This window comes from Citrobacter sp. RHBSTW-00599, assembly GCF_013784065.1.
Classification (GTDB): domain Bacteria; phylum Pseudomonadota; class Gammaproteobacteria; order Enterobacterales; family Enterobacteriaceae; genus Citrobacter; species Citrobacter braakii.
Window position 1 is genome coordinate 808,457 of sequence record NZ_CP056717.1, and the last position, 16,429, is coordinate 824,885.

Sequence of the window (16,429 nt, forward strand, 5' to 3'; positions counted from 1 at the left end):
TTGTGGCTTGATATGGAGTACTAATGGCCAGTTATTAGGAGTTAAAGCGGCCACTGCCGCTAGCTGCATCGTTCTCGCAGCTTAATGGCCAATCCTTCGGCCCCCCAGATGGACATCATCCTCTTCAGGTTATAAGCCAGTACATGCAGACTGATTTCTGTGCTGACGTTTTTAAACCGTTGCGTCAGGAAGTGAGTCGCTCCCATCCACATCTTAATTGTCCCGAACGGATGCTCTACCGTTTGCTTTCGCACGACAGCTGTTTGTGGCGATGCATTAAGCCTGGCTTGCATGTCTTCCATTTCTGCTTCATGAACCCAGCGCCTTATACGCCTCGGATCGCGTTTTGATGTGGTGCACCTTGACCGCTGACTGCAATCGCGACAGGCAATATTGTTAAAGTACATTTGCTGTTCTAAACCATCCTCAACCATCGTAAATCGGTTCTGAAGTTCTTCACCCATCGGGCAAATATAAATATCTTTTTCCTGGTCATATTTGAACAATGAACGATTGAAAAGACCTTTACGGTCAGCGCCAGAGGTATCGCCTTTTGGTACTAAGGCTACGGCACCTAAGTCCTGCGTTGCTTTAATATCTCCCCGGCTGTAATAACCTTTATCAGCCAGTACGGTAATATCCGCTTTGCCAACTGCTTCCTGCGCTAATTTGGTCACCGCTGTTAGCTGACCACGGTCTGGTGTATTCGTTACTTCATGCGCAACAATCAGGTGATATTTAGCATCAACGGCAGTCTGAACGTTATAGCTCACCTGGCGGTTAACATTGTTTATCTTCATTAACCGGGAATCAGGATCTGTCAGTGACAGCTGCTTATCAGGGTGCTGCACAACGGCCTGCTGAATTTTCTTGAGTTCTTTCAGACGCTTTTGCAGCCATGCCAGTTTCGCAGTTGTTAAACATGCATTTTTTTCGGGCTCCGCAGCCTTGTCAGCTTCATCGAGCTTATTCAGGTAAAGAGCAATACTTTGCTCAACCCTTTCAATGTGGCCTTTTGTTTTCTGGGGCGTGAAATTGTTCGATTTGCTGTTTACCGCCTTGAACTTACTACCATCAATGGCAACCACCACATCGGTGAACATCTGCATCTGCCGACACAGATCAATGAAAGTGCGGCAAGCATTTTTGATGCCTTTACCATTGTTTTTTCTGAAGTCTGCAATGGTTTTAAAATCAGGTGTTAATCGTTCAAGTAACCACATCAATTCAACGTTACGATGGGCTTCTTTCTCTAACCGGCGGGATGACTGGATGCGGTTCAGGTATCCATAAATGTAAAGCTTCAGCATGGTTGCGGGATGATATCCAGGCCGCCCGGTTTGCTTTGCATTAACGCGCTCAAAGCCAAGTGTATCAAGCTGTAGTTCATCAACAAAGACGTCAATAACTCTGACAGGGTTGTCTTCTGTGACAAAATCATCCAGCACTTCAGGGAGCAACGTCACCTGATGTCTGCCTTGACCTTTGATATGTTGAGTCATACCTGCACCCGCTTTATTTAATCGTATGATTCTAATTTTATTAAATAAAGTAAGTTTCTGCATTGGTTTATCAAGAATGGTTGATCATATAAAACCACTACTTAGACCAAAAAGTGATCAGTAGTTTTCACACAGCCTGGGCACTAAGCGGACCAATGCCGATGAAATTAGTATGGGCGAGTAGAATTTCGCCAGCCTGCCGTGTTTGGTCAGCCCACACATAACAGTTTTGAGTTCATCAACTCCTAATGAAGCGAATGTCACGAAGAGATTACTATGACATGAGATTTATAATTATCTCTGTATGGTTACTTTCATCCATTTTAACACTAGCAACTGATCCTGATTACGACGTTGGTCAAAAGGACTGTAATTATTAAAAAAACAAGGGCTATCCTGATAGAACAATATCACGAGGTGCTCGGTGATAAAAATGTCGACTTTGCTATGATTGATATCTATGAGTAGATAACCATAAAAGATAAATAGAATAAACTCATATGCTATGGGGTATGCGAATTTTCTGATAGTGATAAAATGATGGTTACTTACACATTGAGTAAGAATCGTGTTGGCCAGTACATTACTGAGTTCGTACCTGAAGAATAATGAATACATGAGCCACTCATTGGTGGCTCAATTAGATGCTTAATTACCAATTCTGTATGTGAGGCAGTTATCAGCATTTAAGCGGAGATTAAGCTTACCTGATGCAAGTTCATTCTCTGTGTTGGTTCCTGCAAAAGCAAAACCCTTCTTAATAAGATTAGTTGTATAGTACTTATTGTACATAAATGCCCAAATAATCATGCCAATCGTCGAGCCAATACCCATGGTGAGAAAAGCAAGGATAATCAGCACGATAAAAGTACCGATGAAGGTTATGAAATCCTTTCTGAAAAGAGCTGGAAACGCTCCGAAAAACAATGTAGTCTAGGAAAAACCATAAAATCCTGTTACTGTCTCGCCAGTACGTGGATTCTCCATACGAATTTTAGTAGCCATTACTTTTTATACCTATTTGTTAATTTATATTATGTTATGTTATTCATGGAGTCATTCGTTAACTTTTTAAAAACATCCATGCAACAACTACGCATTAATTATTCTGCACCAATATTTTTATAGAATACCATTTCCTTATATCTTGTATTATATATACGTAGGAAAATAAGACATTGATTTACATAATAACGATTAATGACGTTAGCAAAACAGTTCATATACTCAAATGATCCATCTCAATGAGTTATGCATAGGACCTATTGAACAGGCTATTTTTTCTACAAGCAACAAGAAAGAATAAAAATTACTAATTTTGGAGCGTTATTATTTTTAATGAACTAATTGTCGCTCTAATTTTTTGTGAGTAACGCTTTTAAATTGAAGTGCTAGTTTGTTTAGTGTATTACTATTTTTTAAACATATAGCTCATTACAATATACTTAGAAAGCAATAGAACAGATTGAGTTGGCACTGAAATAGGCTAAAACCGACATGCCTGTCGGGGAAGAGAACAGAAGTTGGTGAGGCGGCGTGAGGAATGAGGGCGTAGAATATTATGATTAAGAAAACATTATGCAGCTTATTGCTGGCTGTACTTTGTGGCGGCATGGTGGGCCCCGCAGTGAGTGCGGAGAATGACCATCGGTATATTAGTATTCGTAATACGGATAGCAGTTGGGTGCAGGGCGTGTGTTCTTTGGTATTCCGGCTGGATAACGGCGGTGATGGGACATTCAATAACCTGATGGTCAACTTGCAATTAACTGATAAATCGGGAGCCGTTCTGGAAAAAGGAACTCTTGATGTTCAGCCGTTTGGCGATAGCAGCGCAACTCGCTCAACCCTTTCGGCAACTGAATTCAGCTGTGATGCGGTTGAAAATACAGCCAACATCGTGATTACCCACGTTGAGGAAACGTCTTCGGATGGTTCAGTCCATGCCCTGCCACTGTCGATGTTTGATCCGCAATATTATCAACCATTAAAAATGAGCGTACAAAAAAGTCGGTAATTTTACCTGCCTTCTATGGGGATGACAGAGATACATCCCCATTACAACGCAACAAGCGTTTATGCTTTGTTGATTAAATCGATAATACGATCGCCTTCTGTATCTTCTTGCGCAACTCGACTAAAGATGCTGCTATCGTTTTGTGTACCCACCTTGATAGGTTCCTTGCAATCTTTGTGGAAGATTCTTTTCCCTTTTTTTGTGACAACCACACCTGACATATCGCCGTGCTGCTCTTTATCGTAAACAATATATTCATAGGGGCCTTTGACGACACGTATCCAGTAAAGCGAGCCACCGGCGATCATCTGAGAATTATAGTAGGCGTTAACCCCCGGTTGATTAGTGACAAGATTCAGCTCAGCAGTCGGAGCAGACTGAGTTCCCAGGGCATATCCCGCGCTATCCTGCGCAATAAAGGCGCTGGCGTATTTATTATTGGTGAGCAGGCATTCCAGCGTTAATTGTTCCTGATCCTCCGCACTGTAAGACGCAGCTAAAGCTGTCTGGCTGAGTGACATACAGACAATGGTCAACGCCGCAATTCGTAGAGTTAATTTCACGTTCCTTACTCCTTTATAAACTGACATGTTTAAGATTAGTGGCCGTTCTTTACTTGTTTGCAGGTATCCAGCCAGCCAGCTGTATCAATTTTGCCGTTCGCTAGGTATTTTTGCTGATTCTGCCAATGAGCAGCGAGGAACGGCTTAAGACCGGAAAGACGTTTATTCAGCGTCAGCATCTGATTGAACACGTTCACTTCGCCTTTTAGCCCTGCTTGCCCATACAGGGTGCCGGAATCCACCAGACTGCTGGCGTAGTAGCTCGTTAGCTGCTGTAGACGATCGGTTTGTTCCGCCAGCTTATTTTTGCGGATGGCACAGTTGGCATCGCTGCTGTCTTTATCTTTGCACAGCAGCTCATAATTGTGATTGAGGAAGTCAAGGAAACGACCATCGTCCTGTAATTTGGTACAGAGAAAAGAGCCCAGATTCAGGCTGGCGCGGATAGACTGTGCTCTTTCTTCTTGCTGCTGCTGGTTGCTGGCACGAAGTTGGTTTTCCAGATCTTTCAGCTTTTTCTTCAGCTCGCCGTCTTCAACGCCAGAAGCCAGGCTACCTAACGCTTTCGCCGTATCATTGGACCCGGATTTGCTGCTCTCTGCGCCCGTTTTATCATCACCGAGAGTCGACCAGTTTTTCTCAAGAAGTTTGACCCGGTCCGTTGAGGTAATTGCCTGGGAAACCAGCACCAACCGCAGGCCCATTGTTTTACTGGTAAAAGGCTGGGCATTATCGTAATAGTTAATTTCTTTACGGCTAGCGCTGCGGATATCCGACTCACTGGACATCACGCTGCCGCCACGCACCACAAAACCGCCAGCCTGGCCATGCAATCGATTAATTTTATTGAGGTAGAAGGGGGTAAACATCATCTCAGAGACGTTGCCTAACATATCGTACAGGCCGAGCGGGTTAGGATTTAACAGACCGATGAGCTGAAGTTTCCCGTTTGAGGACTGCGAACCGGAATACCACTCATAATTTTTGATGTCGTCCATCGGATAACGGGAATCACGAAACTGTGCGGTATCCACTTTCAGACCGCCGCGCGCGGCAAACTCCCACTCTACTTCGGTGGGCAGTCGTAAAAAACCTGGATTGTTATCTTCTTTCGGCAGCTTGTCGAGCGCGTTTGCGCGTAACCACTGGTTATATTTATCGGAGAAATTAACGGCCTCAAACCAACTGATGCTGGTTTGAGGGAGGCTAAGTTTACGTGATGGTGTCGGGCAAGTATCGGAAGTTAATGCCTGATATTGCAATGCCGTCAGCTCATATTTCGCCATTAAATAATAACGGCCTTTATTTTGGGGCGTTTCAGTAAAGCTACCGGCGATAAACGTGGGATAACTGTGTTCCACAAAGCCCCATTCACCGCCATCTTCCCCTAAGGTGATGGGAATATCATCCAGAGGACCGGCTACTGGAATTTCTACCCGACGAAATACCATCGAACCTTCGCAGGGCATAGGCAAAATCACGTCATCGCTATCCGGCTTCGGATTATAGGTTTTCTCTGCCCACGGTTCTGCCAGCGCGGGGGAGATCTTCACCAGCAGGGCTAGCGCCAGGCAGCGCGATAATGTGGAAGGAGTAAAGGCCATGAACGATCTCCGCTAAAATAGATGCTTAGGGCAAATTAAAAAAATAAGGGTTATGCCTCGCGCAGGCTCTGCGCAGGTTCAATATGGATCGCGCGCCAGGCACCGATACCGGCAACCAGCGTCGCCACAACCAGCGTCAGTAAGAGTGCGATAAGGCCGTGTAAGGGCGTTATCTTGCAAATCATCTGACCGGTGGCCTGGCTTGTGGACAGCGCCCGGTTAAATATCTGGCTGGCTAAAAAATAGATGCCAAAACCGCCGATATAGGCCATCAGGCTGAGCAAAGCGCCCTGACTAATGACGTAAACGCCTACGGCTGGTCGCGTGAAGCCCAGCAGACGAAGTACAGCAATATGCTTACGTTTACGATCGACATTGGCGATAAACGAGCCGATTAACGAGGCGATACAGCCAATGAGCGCGGTGATGGCGATCGTGTTAAAGATGATGCCCAACACTCGGTTAATGCTTTTTACATTCTCAATATCCGCCAGCCGACTGGTGGTTTCGATGCGTTGGGCGCGCAAATCGCGTTCAAGGCTGGCGACATGGTCAATATCGCGTGCGTACAACCTTGCGCGGGCGTAGCGCGGCGCGTTACCGTTAAGCTGAGCGCCGCTGGCGACCCCTAACGCTGTTACCGCATAGCCATCGCGAAAATGTTCAAGAGCCATTAATAACGCGGGGCGGGTAAAGATAGCGGGGCGATTAAAATAGGTGGCTGGCAAAATCCCCACAACGGTCACGCGCTTACGTCCCCATTCGCGGCGTTCATCGAGCATACGACTCACGCGTAGCGTGAGCGTATCACCGGTTTTCACCGCCAGCTTGCGTGCCGCTTCCTGAGTAATAACAACTTCATGGTCATGATGGAGCACCTGCGTGCCGAGCAAAGGATCGCCAGCCTCTGTCGGAATGACTTCCGCATTTTCAATAAAATGTGTGCTGTCCGTCTGCAAGTCAGTCAGCGTATTGAGCGAGCGCGTTTGCCCGATGGCGAAGCCGACATCAGGCCGCTGCCGTAGCTGCGTGATCCAGTGCTGATCGTAGCTTCCGCTGCTCAACATGCGGATCTCCAGATTGCGGGGATCGTTGGCCAGATCGTTTTGTAACTGGTTCACAATGCCAAAGCGCAGGCCAAAAAGGAGCAGTAAAGGGGCGATGACCGCAACAAGAGAGGAGACGATGCAAAAAGAGATGATGCGATCGTGCCACAGGTCTTGCATTGCAAGGCGACCGAGCAGTCTTGCACGATTAAAGGACAAAGTAAGTACCTCCCCGTTCGCTCTGTGATGACGCCGTCAGCGATTCTGGCTGCGCAGCTAAACAGGGTAAATTGAAGTGTTTGACCAGAGGCCAGTCATGGCAAACGACCAGCGCCATCATGTCTTCCTGACGGACTAGTTCGATAAACAGGCTAAATAGTTTCTGGGCATTGTAGGGATCGAGCGCCGCCGTCGGTTCATCTGCCAGTACCAGCGCCGGGCGATGTAATATCGCGCGCGCAAAAGCGGTGCGCTGCCGTTCGCCAAAGGAGAGCTGGGTAGGATATTTTGCCAGTAGTGGCGACAGTTTTAGCGTGTCGATGACCCTATCCAGCATGGTGCTGTCAGGGCGGGCTCCCAGCAGCTGGCACGGCAAGAGAATATTATCTTTGACGTTCAGGTAGGGAAGGAGGCCACCGTTTTGTAATACAAAGCCAAGTTCGCGTGCCCGAATCGCAGCGAGTGTATTATGTCGCTCGCCCAGAAGCAACGCGGCAATATCCTGCTGCTGTGTCCCTTTGCTGAGCGTGAAACGCCCAATTTTGCTGGGATGCAACACTAAACCAATGGCTTCCAGAAGCGTGCTTTTACCGCAGCCGCTTTCACCCGTTACCGCCACCACCTCGCCTGGCCGCAGCGAAAGCTGCGGCAGGTAAACACGGTGAGCCTGATGATCCTGACCACGAACCACGCACAAGTCTTCAATGTGCAGCATCAGGGCATCATTTCCAGTGGGATGGGATACACGCGATCGCGCGGATCGCTACCTTGCGCCAGCTCGACCCAGCGGTCGACATCTGCATTATATTTTTGATAGTGACGCAGCTTGGATGACAGTGTGCGGATAAATTTCTCCTGTGACAGCCCATCCCAGCTTTTCCACGTTTCTTCATCGAGATTCAGCACATCGCTTTTGTAGGGAAGATCGGCCAGATACTCGCCCAGCACGCCAAGATCGCCGATGCTCGCGCTGTCTTGCTGTTTCAACTGGTTAGGATCGGTCCCCATTGTTGCCGCAACGGTGCGCAGTTGTTCAAACATCTTAGTGGGCGAGATCATCCCTTCATTAGCGGCTTTCAGAATCTGGCTGACGGCATCGCTTAAATCGCTCAGCTGTCCCTTGGTTAAGAGCACGCGAACATCTGTTGTGGGGATGTTCTGCTTAATCAGATCGCGATCGCTAATCCAGGCCTGGAACACCAGCGGGGCTTGGGTGCTGTTGCGTTTGCCCAAATAGGCTAACTGCATCGCATGCCCGATTAACGCCGTATCCTGGAGCAATTTCTGCTCCGCCGTGAGCTTTTGCCCCTCATCTTTGGCATACAGCGCGCTGCCAATGGCGGCATCCCCCATATAGGCGGCTTTCACCTGTTCCGTAATGGCTGACGCCAGGGCATCAACCTGCTGACCGAACATTTTGATATCGCCTGCATTCACCGCCTGATAAAGGTTAGATTGCGTGCTATCAAAATTGGAGAGATCGCGGTACTGGCCCTCGGCTTTGGTATGGTTTGCTTTGCCGCTGGCGGTTTTCAGGTGCAACGTATAAATAGCAATGCCGCGGTTACCGGCTTCCAGACGGAGCTGGCTGGCATCAAGGCCGGTTCCTGAAAGTTTATTGCTGCCCTCAATCGCGCCAGCATCGGTAATCAGCACCATATAGCGGGCGCCGAATGGACTCCAGTCAATGTCATCAATAGCTGATAACACGCCGGAATAGGCATCCTCGTCGTATAAAGAGCTTGAGACCTTCGCTTCTTTAAGATCGGCGACTTTCTGCAGAAAATCCGCGCCGTCCTTGACCTGGTTAGGGTCGGCGAAAATGCGGGTGTTATATTCAAGTCCCGGTACGGCTTTGGTATTTGAACGATAAGAGACCAAACCAAACTTGACCTGCCCATCCAGATGCTCTTGTTTAATTTTGTCGTAGATCTTATTGACCGCCTCTTTAGTGCGCTCAATATACGGCCCCATTGAAATGGTTGAATCGATAACGAACACCACCGAAGCGTTAAAGCCTTTCAACTGGTTTACGTCGTTATCTTGTTTTGCCGCTGCGTTATCATCCGCCTTGCTGACGGAGGCCACGTTGAGCAGGCGCGTATAGAAGCCATCTTCGGTCATGACCTCTTCGCCGCTCAGGATTGGCAGCAGATAAAATTGCTTTTGCAGATCGACAAAATATTCCGGCTCCTGGGCCTGAATACCTTCAGCGTGGCCGTCACGCTTCAATTTGGCGCGCAGCGGCGCCACCAGAGAGACAGGATCGGGGGCAGAAAGAATATTATCCAGACTTTCTTTCTCTTTGAAAAAGAGTAACCGATCGCGGTTGGCCGGGTTGGTAAACGCCAGCGTCAGCTGCATTTTCCAGTCTACGGTACAGGATTTCGGCAACCAGCCAAGGGTTTTGCCATAGCTATCCGGCCCGACTTTAAGCCAGCTTTGCCCCTTAGCCTCTTCCTTTTGATAAACATAAAGGCTGCTAAAGGCAGGCTGAAGCTGCCCATTTTCATCCCCGGCGTTGTCGCTAAGCTTACAGCCTGGCGTCGTCAGGATGCGCTGGTATAGCGTTTTCTTCCCTTCCTGAAGCAGCGGTTTATCGCCCTCGGCGGCAAAGAGGTGCCCGCTGAACAACAGGCCGCATAATGGCAGCGCCAGACGGCAAAAAAAAGTCCGGGTCATTTTGCTAGCTCCTCAAGGTGCTGCTTAGCCGTTTGGTTCTCGGGTTCTGATTGTAGTACCGTTTCGTACCAATAGGCCGCGGTATCTTTATCCGCCTCTTTGAAACATTCGCTTGCCTGATGGTATTTCGGATCGTACTCACCGGCGTAAATCAGGGCGATTTTGGTATCGCCGCCCTGCGCGCGATTTGCGTACAGGCGCTGGGCGACGCCGCATTTCTTCGCCTCTTTCGCTGACTGGATAATGGCCAGCAGTTTATCGCTATCGAGTTTTTCCTGAACGCACGTCTGCACGAATTCAAGCTCGCTCAGCGTGTCTAAACTCTGTGCGGAACAGCCAGCCGGGGCTTTAGGCTCGGTGTTCGTCGCTTCAGGGGCGGCGGCGGCGGGGGCTTGCTGAGCTTGTACCGCCGGGACCACCTCCTGACCTTTGTCCCGGCCCATGAACCACCAAAGCGCGCCAGCAATCACCACTAAAAGCAGGATGGCGGCGATGATGAGCGGGAGGCGGGAAGCCGCAGGTTTTTGTTGCGGCTGCGGCTCGGCATGAATGGTCGGCGCAATGGTTTCAGATTCTGCGACGGGCGCTTCTACGATGGCCACTGGTGCGGAGTCGGTTTCTGGGGTTGCCAGCATACTGCTGCTGCTGTAATTACCCGTCGCGCCCCTGGCTTCAGAAGAGAGCAACTCATCACGCACCAATTGGAGGGTGGTATTGCGCACTTCTCCTGAAGCCAGCTTGATCTGAATCTGGACCTGGCTTGCGTTTGCCAGCAAAGGGTCAAGTAAAGTAGGGCCGATACGAAAGCCGCTGCCGTTGGCCAGGGAGTAACCGCCGTTGACAGTAAACCAGTGCTGTGCAGGGCTCCAGCTGCCATCGGGCTGCAGATAGTTCTGCTCGTTATTACAAAGCGTAAAGGTCAGATCGGGCAGCACCGCAGTTTCGCCACGCAGGCGAACCATCAATTGTGCGGTACCCGGCTCTGCCGGTTGGCAGGCGATGATTTTAGCTAGCATGGCATGTTCTCTTGTTTTAATTGGCTGATAATCTGACCAAGTTGGCGATTATGTTCGACGGAAATATCGCGCGTGGCGCTATGACCAGCGTTATCAAGTACGACGCTCATCAGGGCGGATAGCCAGTCTCCCAGATAAGAGACACCCGGCTGCGGCGCAACGGCGGCGAGCTGCGGCAGCTCGTCGTTCATCAGCGGTTTCTGGCGCAGGAAGACTTTATTTTTCTCGCCAACGTAGCTGTTGGGCACCTTTTCAGGCGGTAGAGTGAGATAACCAAACCAGGCGATAAAATCACGCATAGTCAGTTGGGCTCGCAGAACCTGGCGTGCCATAAGATGTTCACGCCGCGTACCCGCTTGCTCCTGACCCGCCAGCGCGCGTTTCAGCGTGCCTTCCAGATCGAGGCGCGTGGCTGCGGTGATCAATTCTTCGCTGAGATGATTAATCAGTTCGCTGTTCATCCCCAACTGACGCCACTGCGGCGCTTGCTGCGGCAGTTCACGCAGATGCGCGACCCAGGCTTTAAACGCCTGATGGGCGAAATCATCGTCCTGGCCGACTCTTTCCTGGGCAGTTGACGCTGGCGCGTCAACCACGGCGATTTCAGCCGGTGCGGCGGCGAATGGATCGCTGCCAAACGGGTTATCACCGAAGGGGTTGTTGCCAAATGGGCTGGCGCTAAACGCGTTTGCCGCCAGGCTGTCGCCATCGCTTGACGGTTCCGGGTTGCGGTCGCGAATGCTTAAATAGATGTTATTAAGCTCCTGCGTCGGCAGATCCAGACGATTAATTAGCTCTCCCATACTGTGGGAGCAGGCGGACAGCCCCTGCCATAGCTCTTTCGCGATGGCCTGTTTTTTCACGAGCTGCCCGTCGCCGTCTTTTTCGTACCAGCGGCCCAGGCGGCGATTGCCGGTCTCCTCGCGACACTGCTCAAGTTGTTGCTGCAAACGTGCCAGCTTGAATTCCAGATGCGCGACGCCGCGCAGCGCTTTGGTTAAGCGTCCCATGCCGCCATCGTTGAGCTCGAGCATCGCGTGCCAGGCTTTGCTCGGCTCGGTGACGTGTTGCAGCACGTTTTTAGCGCTAATGAAGGTGCTGCCCATTTCGTCGAGCTTCTGGCGATAGCGCTCGGTGATGCACGCTTCCTTGTTTCGCTCCTGTTCTGTACCGTCTTTTAGGTCGATGAACGGATTATCCAGCCCCGGTTTTCGCACCAGGAAACAGTTATTAAACGCCTGGCCGGGCGCCCATTGCTGCAGCCAATCATATTGGGCGAAACGCTCCAGCAAGGTCATGTGCAGCATACCTTCCCAGCCTTCTTTTAACTGTTCGGTGGTGAGTTGCAGACTGCTGTTGATGCGCATATCGCACATGGTGATGGCCCAGAACAGCCCAGGGTTACGGCCCTGACGTTCTTCGGCGCTTTTACCCTGCGTTTTTTCTACCCAGCGGTTTAATACCGGACCGACGTCAGCAACATCGCTCTGTTTGGCGGAGCTGGCGCACACGACCAGCGCGTTCATCTCTTGATTATCGGTGTAACGTTCAAACAGATAGGCGACTTTACCGCGCAGCAGAAGCTGGCAAATGGGATTAAGCCCCTCTCTACCGGCCTCTTCCAGTGCGGTAATTTTAAGACGCCCGCGATACCCAGGGAAGTCAAGCAGATCGACCTGCTCCACGACGCTGTCGGCCTCGACTTCCGCTAACGGGAAGATAAGCTCGGTGGTTAACGCTGCCAGTTCCGCCTGGGTTAAGCTGGCGCTGCCGATTTGCTGTTCCTCTTTCCAGTAGCGGATCTCCACGTGGCGATCCTGGCTGGAGCCTAGCCGGTTAAGGCTGTCGACGTTCATAATGCTGCCATTACTGTGATCGATCAGCGTCTCCAGCGGGGCGAACACCGTCCGGGCATGATTGAGTTTGGTCAGCACATTGGCTAATGAACGATAGGTCTCGGTGAGGGCCGGCAGTTCTCCCCACAATAAAGAAAATAGCTCTGCGCGTTCACCAGGACTCAGCGCAGGGGCAATTTTCAACACCTGCGGCCAATAGGCGTGTTCAAGTTTTTCAACCGATTTTCTGAACGAGGCGTTCAGGTAATCCCATAAGGCAACCACATCTTCCTGGCTCACGCCGTTATAGCTTTTTGCTTGTGTGGCGCGTTGTAGGAAGGGGCGCAGTCGCTCTTCAACCCTGGCTTCATCAAGTTGAAAGCTCAGCTGCTCGTGGTTGAAATCATTAAACCAGGCGTTTGCCAGAATTTTGGCCAGATCGATTTCACTGAACAGGCGCAGAGGCACAGGATAGCCCGCAGGCGCAGCGGGGGCCTGGCGGGTGAAGCGGGTGACCAGGCCGGTGGCCTCTTTACCGCCGCCGACGGGATTCACTTCTTTGATAAAGTCGACGCGCCGTTCGCCATAAAGGGCTTCCAGTGAACCATTGCTGCCCGCTGCCAGCGCGGAGATGAGATAGGATTTCCCGGCCTGAGAAATGCCAAAAAAACCGACGGTCATTGGCGTTCTGGCGACCAACGTCAGGCTATTGGCCTGGTTACGCGTGCGGAGCAAGCTAAGGTTGAGTTTATCCGCCTCGTTGTCGAGGCGACGTGAACCGGAACGCACTGCATCAACCCAGCCAAGTGCGTCCTGACAGCCCTGAGCGATAGCTGCCCAACCCTGAGTGAGAGATTTTTGATCGCTATTCATTATTTTTTAACACTCCCGCTATCGAGCCAGTGTCGGCTATCAATGAGCCCCGTATCGGGCATAGTATTGAGTTCCAGATCTACATCACGCTTGCTGAATGACTTATCGGTGTTGCTGGTGATATCCGCAATCATCAACCGATCGCTGATTAAGCCCAGTTGGCGCGCCCGTTTGCCTTTGTCGATAGCCAGTCTCACTTTCAGGTACGGTGAACCGTTATCCACGGAGAAGGCGGCGGAAAACTTCTTACGGCCTTCTTCGCTAAAACGTAAGGTATAAAGCGGTGCGGCGGCCCAACGTTCGGCATCCAGTTGACGATAACCCAGCCGCAAATCGCCACGCATGATGATACTTTGCGTGGTGTTCTCGCCATTTTCGTCGGTGAATGTCGGCAGTTTTATCTGCCCGTTCTCCGATTCGATATGGCGATAAACGATATCGGCACTGCGAATCAGGTTATCCATATCAATGGTGCCAATATGGCGAATCGTTGAGTAAGGCTTCAGCGCCGAGGTACGGAAATGGAAGTTAGGAATGCTGTGATTTGCGCACAGCTGTGTGAGCATCGCGCCAACGGAGGCGGTGCTCTTCGGATCGTCGATATGGCCATTTTTATGGAACGGATACCAGGTGCCGGTCTGATAACCGTGCAGCGGTAAAATACGCCCCGGCGGCAACGGCAGGTTGCGACGGATAATTGCCTGAATGCCCGGCAGCTGCGAAGGGCGGCCCGTCAGCAGTAGCAGGTCGCAATGATAATAGCTCAGCACTTCGCACAGCGCGGTTAGCACTTTATCAATGTTGAACTTACCCGAGCACAAATCGTTATGCACTCTGGCGAGCGGCAGAGTGAGCATTACCTCCGCCAGTTTGAAATCGGTCGGGCCACCAGCTTTTTGTACTTCGCGGCGAACAAAGCCCTCGACTTCATCACGCAGAGAACCTACCGGCAGTAGATCGCCGACACGTTGGTTAATCACGATATGCGTTTGCTCGTCCAGCGGATCGAATTGCTCGTATTTACCCAGAATGTGCAACGCGAGGGGAACGAAGAGTTGCAGGGTGAGCTGCTGGCGCAGCACGGATTCCGCCGCGCTAATATTTTGCGAGCCGCACAGTTGAGACATCAGCGTCTCAACGGATATGACCCCCGTTTCACGCAGCGCCTGCTCAAAGGCTGGAAGCACATAGGACTGGATGACATCTAGCAGAATATCGTCGCCGGCAATTTTAAAACTGTCGCGAAAACGCTGCTGCGGGATGATATGGACGTTAGCGCCGCCCCCACTATGACCATTGCGATCGAGATGATAATCGGTGATGACCAGATCGGTGGTGCCGCCGCCGACATCGATAGATGCGATGGATATTCTTTCACGTTGCGTGCTGTCGGGTCGGCTAAGGGCGTCGAAAAACGACTCCGGGTGACCGGCAAAGTTTTGGTTTATCTCGGTGTAGAGATAAACCAACTGCGCGCAGGACGCTTCATCCCACTCGACCCTGATTTTTGGCAGCGGAATTTTAATGTTTGTCTGACTATGATCTTCTTGCTCATCCTCATAAGGATCGTTTTCGCCGTTGTGCCAGCGTAGCGCTTTCCAGACTAAACCGACCGCCTGACGCATACGGTCATCCAGTACGCAACGTTCAGCCATCGGCATACCGGGCGGCACGGTCAGAATAATATGGCGTAGCTGACGCGGAATACCTGCGTGTCCCTGACGTATGCGCTGTTCCGGGCTATTAATCTGACTAATCGCCTGGGTTAATACTTCCGCGAGCATAAAGGTCATCAGAGAACTGCGAGAATAGCGTGGCGTAAAGACTGGGATGCGATCCATCTCATCTTCGATGGTGTGTAACGCCTCGCCCCGTTCATCGATCAGATTCGCGAACGGCGCAGCGGTGGCGAGTGGATTACTGTCCTGCACGTAGCTACCGTTAAATCGCCAGCCCTGACCGTAATATTTTTCATCCCAAAGATAACGTTTAGGGCTGGAGAGGCCGGTTGAACCTTCGCTGCCTTTTCGGCGCGCCGCTAAACGACCCGCTTCTCCGCCGATACGAGCGATCGTCGGCCACTGGAAGGCATCGTGGCGGCCGCTACGCACCGAGCAGTGATCTTTGCCGAAGAAGGCCTGTGAAAATTCGACCCGGCTTTCAAAGGGTTCGGTATAAACATGTTCCGGCGCGCTAAGATCGCGCAATTTGAGCACATAGTTGTGCTGCATACCTGAACCTGATTGCCCATGATCTTCAATGAGAATACCGCAGGTGCGTGAGTTACCGACATCGAGGATCAAATCAACGGGAATAGGCTTGATAGCGTTAGTTTCCCGATTGGCGATGACCCTGAACTGCGGCAATTCAATGATGGGGGCGGTCTGACTTTGCAAACCTTCGACGGGAATCGCCATCAGTGAAAGAAGGTTAAGGTAGTGCGCCAGCGGATACTGCTGGTTAAGCTCCTGCTCGCGTTCGTCGATATCCCGGCCTTTGCTCGCCTCTTTAAATACCTCTTTCAGCCAGTCGACAATCCACTCTTGCGTGAGATACCAGTTAAGGGCATAAGTAGCTGTCGCCACCGCAAAGGTTGCCCCGGCATTGACATCTTCCTGGTTCGGGCTGAGGTCGGCGGCGGCCTGCTGTTTGGCCATTACGCGAGTATCGATAGCCAACGTCATTCGATGGCTATGCCCATCCATATCAGGCTTGTCCAGCTTGACGATACGAAAACGCGCCCAGTTTAGCGGCCCTTCCTGATAGACGTCAGGCGGGCTGAAACGGAGTAGGGGAAGCGGCAACCATGTCCCGTCAAACAGCTTAAGACTCTGCTCAACGGGAATATCGTACTGGCTTTTAGCCTTCTCGATATTTGCCGGGCTGGGCTGATAAAAATAGTAATCACGCTGTTCGTTGTAGATTAAACGGGTCAATACGCCATTGGCTAATTTAACAAATTCACCGGCGGGCAAACGTCCTGGAGACAAACCAAAATCCATAAACTGGATCCCGGAGTCGCCTACCAGGGTTACTTGACGATCAAAAGATACAATCTCGGGCAACATAGTT

10 protein-coding genes are annotated in these 16,429 nt (G+C 50.8%); 1 reads left to right on the forward strand and 9 read right to left on the reverse strand.

Annotated features, from left to right (window positions below):
* Positions 1-59: 59 nt before the first annotated feature.
* Positions 60-1,502, reverse strand: coding sequence for an IS1182 family transposase (locus HV243_RS03930; protein WP_047365884.1), 1,443 nt, complete (start codon positions 1,500-1,502; stop codon positions 60-62).
* 1,561 nt (positions 1,503-3,063) lie between these two features.
* Between HV243_RS03930 and HV243_RS03935 the strand changes: the two genes are divergently transcribed.
* Positions 3,064-3,519, forward strand: coding sequence for an IrmA family protein (locus HV243_RS03935; RefSeq protein WP_077249813.1), 456 nt, complete (start codon positions 3,064-3,066; stop codon positions 3,517-3,519).
* Positions 3,520-3,578: 59 nt separating this feature from the next.
* Here HV243_RS03935 and HV243_RS03940 read toward each other — a convergent pair whose 3' ends face one another.
* From HV243_RS03940 to HV243_RS03975, 8 genes are read right to left on the reverse strand one after another with little or no spacing between them, the layout of a single operon-like run.
* Entirely contained in the window at positions 3,579-4,082 is a 504-nt protein-coding gene (locus HV243_RS03940) for a hypothetical protein (RefSeq protein WP_047660992.1), read from the reverse strand.
* Positions 4,083-4,117: 35 nt separating this feature from the next.
* Entirely contained in the window at positions 4,118-5,686 is a 1,569-nt protein-coding gene (locus tag HV243_RS03945; RefSeq protein WP_047660991.1) for an SUMF1/EgtB/PvdO family nonheme iron enzyme, read from the reverse strand.
* A 50-nt stretch (positions 5,687-5,736) separates the two neighbouring features.
* The gene (locus HV243_RS03950) at positions 5,737-6,951 is read right to left on the reverse strand and encodes an ABC transporter permease (RefSeq protein ID WP_025999345.1); all 1,215 of its coding nucleotides are present in this window, start codon (positions 6,949-6,951) and stop codon (positions 5,737-5,739) included.
* Positions 6,941-7,666, reverse strand: a complete 726-nt coding sequence (locus HV243_RS03955; RefSeq protein ID WP_047660990.1) for an ABC transporter ATP-binding protein — start codon at positions 7,664-7,666, stop codon at positions 6,941-6,943. The genes HV243_RS03950 and HV243_RS03955 overlap by 11 nt, the downstream gene beginning before the upstream one ends.
* A complete protein-coding gene (locus HV243_RS03960; protein ID WP_040232062.1) occupies positions 7,666-9,633 on the reverse strand; it encodes a vWA domain-containing protein in 1,968 nt (655 codons plus the stop codon). The genes HV243_RS03955 and HV243_RS03960 overlap by 1 nt, the downstream gene beginning before the upstream one ends.
* The gene (locus HV243_RS03965; RefSeq protein WP_040232063.1) at positions 9,630-10,649 is read right to left on the reverse strand and encodes a hypothetical protein; all 1,020 of its coding nucleotides are present in this window, start codon (positions 10,647-10,649) and stop codon (positions 9,630-9,632) included. Before HV243_RS03965 ends, HV243_RS03960 begins: the two co-directional genes overlap by 4 nt.
* The gene (locus HV243_RS03970) at positions 10,643-13,357 is read right to left on the reverse strand and encodes a virulence factor SrfC family protein (protein WP_047660989.1); all 2,715 of its coding nucleotides are present in this window, start codon (positions 13,355-13,357) and stop codon (positions 10,643-10,645) included. Before HV243_RS03970 ends, HV243_RS03965 begins: the two co-directional genes overlap by 7 nt.
* Positions 13,357-16,425, reverse strand: a complete 3,069-nt coding sequence (locus tag HV243_RS03975) for a virulence factor SrfB (RefSeq protein WP_047660988.1) — start codon at positions 16,423-16,425, stop codon at positions 13,357-13,359. The genes HV243_RS03970 and HV243_RS03975 overlap by 1 nt, the downstream gene beginning before the upstream one ends.
* Between the last annotated feature and the right edge of the window lie 4 nt (positions 16,426-16,429).